The 5,932-nt window shown below is 40.3% G+C and carries 9 protein-coding genes and 1 pseudogene; 4 read left to right on the top strand and 6 right to left on the bottom strand.

What is annotated here, in order from left to right; all coding sequences use genetic code 11:
• Together IQ242_RS14675 and IQ242_RS14680 are read right to left on the bottom strand one after the other, a co-directional pair.
• Nucleotides 1–161 (bottom strand): ATP-binding cassette domain-containing protein (locus tag IQ242_RS14675; RefSeq protein ID WP_193960472.1); only part of this gene is annotated, 161 nt, incomplete at its 3' end.
• A gap of 209 nt (nucleotides 162–370) precedes the next feature.
• Complete coding sequence (locus tag IQ242_RS14680; protein WP_193960475.1) at nucleotides 371–1,351, bottom strand: ABC transporter ATP-binding protein; 981 nt, start codon at nucleotides 1,349–1,351, stop codon at nucleotides 371–373.
• A gap of 293 nt (nucleotides 1,352–1,644) precedes the next feature.
• On the opposite strand from IQ242_RS14680, the gene IQ242_RS14685 reads away from it, so the two are divergent.
• Nucleotides 1,645–2,511 (top strand): alpha/beta fold hydrolase, encoded by an 867-nt coding sequence (locus IQ242_RS14685; RefSeq protein WP_193960473.1) that lies wholly within the window; start codon nucleotides 1,645–1,647, stop codon nucleotides 2,509–2,511.
• 158 nt (nucleotides 2,512–2,669) lie between these two features.
• Here the strand turns inward: IQ242_RS14685 and IQ242_RS14690 are convergent, their stop codons facing one another.
• Both IQ242_RS14690 and IQ242_RS14695 read right to left on the bottom strand, forming a co-directional pair.
• A complete protein-coding gene (locus tag IQ242_RS14690; protein ID WP_193960474.1) occupies nucleotides 2,670–3,110 on the bottom strand; it encodes a DUF29 domain-containing protein in 441 nt (146 codons plus the stop codon).
• Between the two features lie 600 nt (nucleotides 3,111–3,710).
• Nucleotides 3,711–3,917 (bottom strand): hypothetical protein, encoded by a 207-nt coding sequence (locus tag IQ242_RS14695; RefSeq protein WP_002736760.1) that lies wholly within the window; start codon nucleotides 3,915–3,917, stop codon nucleotides 3,711–3,713.
• A 325-nt stretch (nucleotides 3,918–4,242) separates the two neighbouring features.
• Here IQ242_RS14695 and IQ242_RS14700 point away from each other — a divergent pair, with 325 nt between their 5' ends.
• Entirely contained in the window at nucleotides 4,243–4,542 is a 300-nt protein-coding gene (locus IQ242_RS14700) for a hemolysin XhlA family protein (RefSeq protein WP_004159847.1), read from the top strand.
• 62 nt (nucleotides 4,543–4,604) lie between these two features.
• Here IQ242_RS14700 and IQ242_RS14705 read toward each other — a convergent pair.
• Nucleotides 4,605–4,814, bottom strand: a pseudogene (locus tag IQ242_RS14705) (type II toxin-antitoxin system HicA family toxin).
• Entirely contained in the window at nucleotides 4,811–5,011 is a 201-nt protein-coding gene (locus tag IQ242_RS14710) for a type II toxin-antitoxin system HicB family antitoxin (protein ID WP_002735173.1), read from the bottom strand. Before IQ242_RS14710 ends, IQ242_RS14705 begins: the two are co-directional and overlap by 4 nt.
• A gap of 218 nt (nucleotides 5,012–5,229) precedes the next feature.
• On the opposite strand from IQ242_RS14710, the gene IQ242_RS14715 reads away from it, so the two are divergent.
• Nucleotides 5,230–5,463 (top strand): hypothetical protein, encoded by a 234-nt coding sequence (locus IQ242_RS14715; protein WP_002755783.1) that lies wholly within the window; start codon nucleotides 5,230–5,232, stop codon nucleotides 5,461–5,463.
• Nucleotides 5,453–5,869: a type II toxin-antitoxin system VapC family toxin gene (locus tag IQ242_RS14720; protein ID WP_002735193.1), complete on the top strand. Its 417-nt coding sequence runs from the start codon at nucleotides 5,453–5,455 to the stop codon at nucleotides 5,867–5,869. Before IQ242_RS14715 ends, IQ242_RS14720 begins: the two co-directional genes overlap by 11 nt.
• Nucleotides 5,870–5,932 lie beyond the last annotated feature (63 nt).

The raw sequence follows: 5,932 nt of genomic DNA on the forward strand, positions 1-5,932 counted from the left end.
GTGGCAGGAATATAACCAGATAAAATCCTCATAGTCGTGGTTTTTCCGGCTCCATTTGGTCCCAAAAAACCGAGAATTTCTCCTTTTTCTACGGTAAAATCCACGTCACTAATTGCCGTGGTAGAACCATAAATTTTACTCAGATGTTCGACTTCAATCATAAGCTTTATCAGTTATCAGTTATCAGTTACCAGTTATCAGATGGGAGTTTTCAGTCAATAGTGTTAAGTAACAAGTTTGGGGCTTTCTTTTCACTCGACGGAATCTAAAACCTAATTTGTTAAGCTAGAAGATTTGATGGACTTAGTTTCTAACCTTCTTTTTGGGTAGGAGAATTGCCAGATTCTTTCTTTTGCCTTTTGCCTGCTGCTCACTGATAACTGATTTTTCCCAGACTATGATCCTGATTAATTTCTACCACTAGCTCTGCTTGTTTGAGCAGGGGTGGGAGAAATAATTGCGGATGTAAACTTTTCCAAAAATACTTGACAAATTCCTCAATTTCTGATGGGGTCATACCTCCTTTTGTTTCGGCCGCCTGTCGCCATTGTAAACTGTAATGGTAGTCAAGGGGATAAAGAATCAGTAAGCGATCAATTTTTGACCAGAGGGGTAGATATTCTCGCAATCTTTGATTATTATCCCTGGCAAATTGTCGGTCTTCTTCGCTATTAATCGGATCGGGGGCATGATCAAAGACTGTTTCTTCTATTGGATTCATGCCCACAAACCAACCCTCGAAAAAAAGAATATCAACTCGTTCCACTTGTTCCGGTGCAATTCTATCTCCTTGTCCTCGATGCAGTGACTTGTCAAAACGCGGGATTAAAATCGGACTTTCTTGCTGACAAACCTGTTCTAAAACTTTAATTCCTAATTCTATATCATGAGTACCCGGTGGACCACGCCAGCGTAATCTTTCATCCTTTTGACGCAATTTTATTCGCTCATTATAGGTCTTATAAATATCATCTAAAGAGAGATTATTTACTTTTAAATCAAAATAGGCTAAAATAATCGACATTATGGATGTTAAGGTGGTCTTTCCCGTGCCTTGGGGAGCCAAAATGCCTTGAATCAACGGTTTTGCGTGGCTGCGTAGCTCTAGCGCCCAGGGAATCCAGAAGCGCCAACAGCTGATCAAAATCTGATTTGGCTGATTTATCCCTAACTCCTGACATTTTTGCCAGACTCGCGGCCAGAGAATCGTTAATAGTTCCGCCCTTTCCTGTAGGATGAGAGGGTTAGTCTCATTAAAATTTAAGGATTCGATCTCTAGTAATTCTTCTAGATCCGCCTCAGTTAAGGGATTTTTGTCGATTAATCCCTGTAAAATCGTCAAAATCTTCATAGCTGTTATCAGAATTAGCAAAAAACTGTCCCAGTGATTCAGGAGTAATTCTCCCGTGTTAGCCACCCATACCGGCAGACTAATCCCGCTCAAGATTTTTTTTGAGAGTGTTTTTTAGGGTTATTTGCCCAAAAATGAAGGGTTTGCAGGCAGGCACGGATTCCCATTATATATATAAGTATATGTCAAGTCCCGTTTTCAGTCAAGAGGTTTGGTCAAAAATCTCTAGCTTTGTCTCCAGTTTCCCAATCGGTTAGACTAAGAATTATTCACATTACTTAACAAAACAGCCGATGAATACAGCTGCTCTGACGATAAAGCAAAATTGGCAATGGCAAGGACATTCGATACACTATGTGCAAGCGGGTACTAGAGTCACGGGAAAACCCCCTTTACTATTAGTCCACGGTTTTGGTGCTTCCACCGACCATTGGCGAAAAAATGTGCAAGGTTTAGCCTCAGAATGGGAGGTATGGGCGATCGATCTGTTAGGATTCGGTAGATCAGCTAAACCGGATATTGTCTATAGTGGCAGTCTTTGGCAGCAACAATTAAACGATTTTATCAAGGAAGTTGTGGGCCAACCGACGGTTTTAGCGGGTAATTCTCTGGGGGGTTACGCTTCTCTCTGTGTGGCTGCTAATCATTCCGAGAATGTTCGGGGATTAATTCTCCTCAATAGTGCCGGTCCCTTTAGCGATACAGAAAGCAATCGTCAGCCTAATTTAGCACAAAAACTACTGCGATCGATCTTGCTGCAACCTTGGGCCAGTTATCTCTTATTTCTCTATACCCGTCAACCCAAAAATATCCGCAAAACCCTAGAGAAAGTATATCTCGATCGCAGTGCCATTACTGAGCAGTTAATAGAAGATATCCGTCGTCCTTCCCTGGATGCGGGAGCAGCCAAAGTTTTTGCTTCTGTGTTTAAATCTCCCCGGGGGGAAAATGTGGATATTCTCCTGCAAAAGTTAAGTTGTCCCCTGTTGATGTTATGGGGTGAAGGGGACCCTTGGATGAATCCTAGGGAACGCGGGGCCAAATTCCGTCAATACTATCCTTCTCTCACAGAATATTATCTAACTGCCGGTCATTGTCCCCACGATGAAATTCCCACAGAGGTTAACCGGTTGATTAGTGATTGGGTGAAAAGCTTATAGGTAGTTAGCGACCGGTTATCAGGTTTTTATTTTCTTGACGCTTATTTGACCTGAAAAAAGAGGGTTCGCAGGCAGGCACGGATTCCCATTCTATATATAAGTATCTGTCAAGTGCGGGGATTTGTCAAGAATTTTATGGGAAGAAATCTGCTGGAATTTTAGGGGAGAAAATCGGAATCGAGGATTTGTTCGGGACTATAGGGGCAGCTTTCGGCAAAGATAGCGGCCGGTAATTGGCTTTTTTGTCGGACTCGCTTCACTGCTTTGGGGTAAATAACGGCGATTCTGGTTAAAAAATAGTTATAAAGGGTTTTCGACTCCAATAAAAGTTCTAATTCCACCCGAAAGTTACCGATTTCGTCCTGCCATTCCCGCGCACATCTTTCTCGTTCCTCCGGCCAGTATTGGTAGAGGAGCAGATGAATGAGCAATTGTAGGAGATAACTATCTACTTTATGTCTCTGTTCGTTCCCCAATGCTTCGATTTCTTCTTCGAGATGTTCCCAATCTAATACATCTGTCTGTCTTTGTCGCAGTTGTTTGGCCGTTTCTTCTAACCAAGCAGGATAGTCTTGTTCGTATAAGTCTTTAGTTGTCATAACCTATCCTCTTTAGCACTGGTCAGGTATTAGGTTTTTATTTTTTTGAAGCTTATCTAACCTAAAAAAAGAGGGTTTGCAGGCAGGCACGGATTCCCATTCTATATATAAGTATCTGTCAAGTGCGGGGATTTGTCAAGGGTTTTTTTATTGAGATTTTGTTAATCATCTCGAATACCGTGCATCATGGATTAGTAAACGCTCCGAAAGATTGGCAATATTCCAGTTTTCACCGTTAGGTTGAAGAAGGAATTTATGATCAGATGTGGGGAGCTTCAGAAAAGCTGATCTTTGATAGTGATATTGGTATGGAATAAAATGTAGAAGTGAAACCCAAAAAATTAAGGTAAGAAATAAAGGCAATGTTGGGTTTTGTCACCTCAACCCAACCTACAAGATCAGTGATCGCACTCCTCATCCAAATCGCCATTCCCAAAAAATTGCTCCTCCCAAAAACCATCGCCCCTCCCCATCATCAAAAAATGATTGCACTACAAGATCAGCTACAAGCTCGGCGATCGCATTAATAAAAATCCAAAAAATCAGATAATTACGGTGAATAACAATCAATTTAGTGCGTTACTACAAGAGCGATCGCACTTATTGACCTCGCCCTGGCTTACAGTCGGCAAAACTTAATGCCTCTGTGTCTAGAAAACTGGCGATCGCCATCTCAAGGATTGCTTCAACGGGATAATCAATTTCAGTAGCGCGAGCAATCAGGGCATCCTGAATCCAGTCTGGTAAGCACTTTAAAATATTTTCCGCATCCGCAGACGAGATTTGCTCCGAAAGTTTCACTTGCATGGGTTAGGACTCCATAGGAATTTGAACATTATACGGTGGCTCAGTTGCCCTTCAAATGATCGCCTCTGGTTCTAATAGTAGCGCAGGGTTTTTTGAGTAAGGTATTGTCTGCACCGCAATTCGTACCAGCTATTCTCATTTTGAAACGATTTTGCGTTGTTTCAGCGATCTAGAGATTCGTTAAGAATTATTAACCCCTCTAGGTGCAAGGGTTTTAATGTCATGAAACCTTAAAATGAGAATTGCTATATTTTGAGAAGAGGCCGTTCTCTCAGCAAAAAAATAGATTAAAATGAGTGTGTCAGCCTGATTAACAAGATGAGTTATGCCAACACCGACTATCATCGAAACAGATTTGCGCGAAGTTCTAGCAGAAATGAATCAGAAGCTAGATACAATTTCTAAAGATGTGAATCAAGTACAGATTCGATTGGCTACTGTAGAAACCAAAGTTGATAATGTAGAGAAACGATTGGATTCAATGGATAAGCGATTCGATAAAATGGAATTACAGATAGAAAAGGTAGACAGCAATCAGGGCAAGCAGGTTTGGGCTTTGATTGGGATTTTGTTTACGGCGGTAGTGGCAACGTCTATCCGTTTTGTTTTAACAGCTTTACCCTAGATTTCAAAAGAAAACCTGATCGCGTTTTTAAGATTTAATCAACAAGAAAACAGCGATCACCGTTATCTCAAGTCATCTTCGGTCAGATCAGCATCTTTCAAAATACTCTTAAGAGTACCAATTGGTAAATCTTTATTGCCATGAACAGGAACGGATAAAATAACTTTCATTCCCTGTTTTGTATAAATATGATGACTACTACTAATGCGTTTTAACTGCTAACCATAACGTTCAATAATTTTACAAAGGGCTTGGCCAGAAATAGATTTCATAATGATAATTCGACTAGCTCTTTTTCTGCTTCAATTTCTGTTTCTTGACTTGCAACTTCAAGCCATCCTTGAACTGCATCTTGCAACATTTCTAATAATTGTTCGTAGCTTTCTCCCCAGGTATGACAGCCTGGCAATGCCGGTACGGAACCGCACCAAATACCATCTTCTTGCCAGATTAGAGCTTTAATTTTCATGTTATTTTCAAAATATTTGCCTGATTTTACTATGATAATAGAAAAATACGATATGTGATCGCCCCTCCTCCTCATCAAAAAGCGATCGCCCTTTGCCTTCCTATCCCAAGCGGCAGCTTTAAAGTTTAACCAACAAGATGACAGCGAATAACAATCAATTTGGTGTGTTACATTTATAATATAGATATTTCAAGTAAAAATCATTTCACCAACAGATCATGCTTAATTCTATTAACGCATTATTTGACGGAAAGGTCTTTCATCCAGAGCAACCCGTTACATTGAAGGCTAATACTCGTGTCCGCATTATTGTTGATAACTTATCGGATGAAAATAATGAACTCACTTCTTTTTTAGAGACAGCAGAATCATTACAACTAGACGGACCCTCTGATTGGTCAGAAAATCTAGATAAATATTTATATGGCGAAGAAAAAGAGCATGAACCCTGAGAAATTTCTCGATACAAGTTATGCGATCGCTTTATCTTCATCTACGGACGATTATCATCATAAAGCACTTGCCATTGCCCAACAATTAAAAGCTTCAAAAACCCCTTTAGTTACAACCAGAGCCATTATTTTAGAGATTGGCAATGCTTTATCTAAACAAAAATATCGCTCTAAGTCAATTAAATTATTGTCCTCATTAGAAAAGGACAGAACAGTGACAGTTATTCCCTTATCGGAAATTCTTTATCAAAAAGCTTTTCAACTATATTGTCAAAGAAACGATAAAAATTGGGGAATTGTTGACTGTATTTCTTTTATTGTAATGGAAGAGCGTAGAATAACGGAAGCATTAACAACGGATATTCATTTTCAGCAAGCTGGTTTTCGAGCTTTGTTGAGAGATTAATCTCAGGGCAGGCGATCGCCCCTTCTCCTCCCCAAAAAGCAATCGCCCCTCCCCATCTGTCTC

It is taken from the genome of Microcystis sp. LEGE 08355 (assembly GCF_015207185.1).
Lineage (GTDB): Bacteria > Cyanobacteriota > Cyanobacteriia > Cyanobacteriales > Microcystaceae > Microcystis > Microcystis panniformis.

Bases quoted from the DNA above. Each gene is read 5' to 3' on its own strand.
- IQ242_RS14680 (WP_193960475.1), bottom strand. From the start codon at position 1,351: ATGAAGATTTTGACGATTTTACAGGGATTAATCGACAAAAATCCCTTA.
- IQ242_RS14700 (WP_004159847.1), top strand. From the start codon at position 4,243: ATGCCAACACCGACTATCATCGAAACAGATTTGCGCGAAGTTCTAGCA.
- IQ242_RS14685 (WP_193960473.1), top strand. From the start codon at position 1,645: ATGAATACAGCTGCTCTGACGATAAAGCAAAATTGGCAATGGCAAGGA.
- IQ242_RS14710 (WP_002735173.1), bottom strand. From the start codon at position 5,011: ATGAAAATTAAAGCTCTAATCTGGCAAGAAGATGGTATTTGGTGCGGT.
- IQ242_RS14715 (WP_002755783.1), top strand. From the start codon at position 5,230: ATGCTTAATTCTATTAACGCATTATTTGACGGAAAGGTCTTTCATCCA.
- IQ242_RS14720 (WP_002735193.1), top strand. From the start codon at position 5,453: ATGAACCCTGAGAAATTTCTCGATACAAGTTATGCGATCGCTTTATCT.
- IQ242_RS14690 (WP_193960474.1), bottom strand. From the start codon at position 3,110: ATGACAACTAAAGACTTATACGAACAAGACTATCCTGCTTGGTTAGAA.
- IQ242_RS14695 (WP_002736760.1), bottom strand. From the start codon at position 3,917: ATGCAAGTGAAACTTTCGGAGCAAATCTCGTCTGCGGATGCGGAAAAT.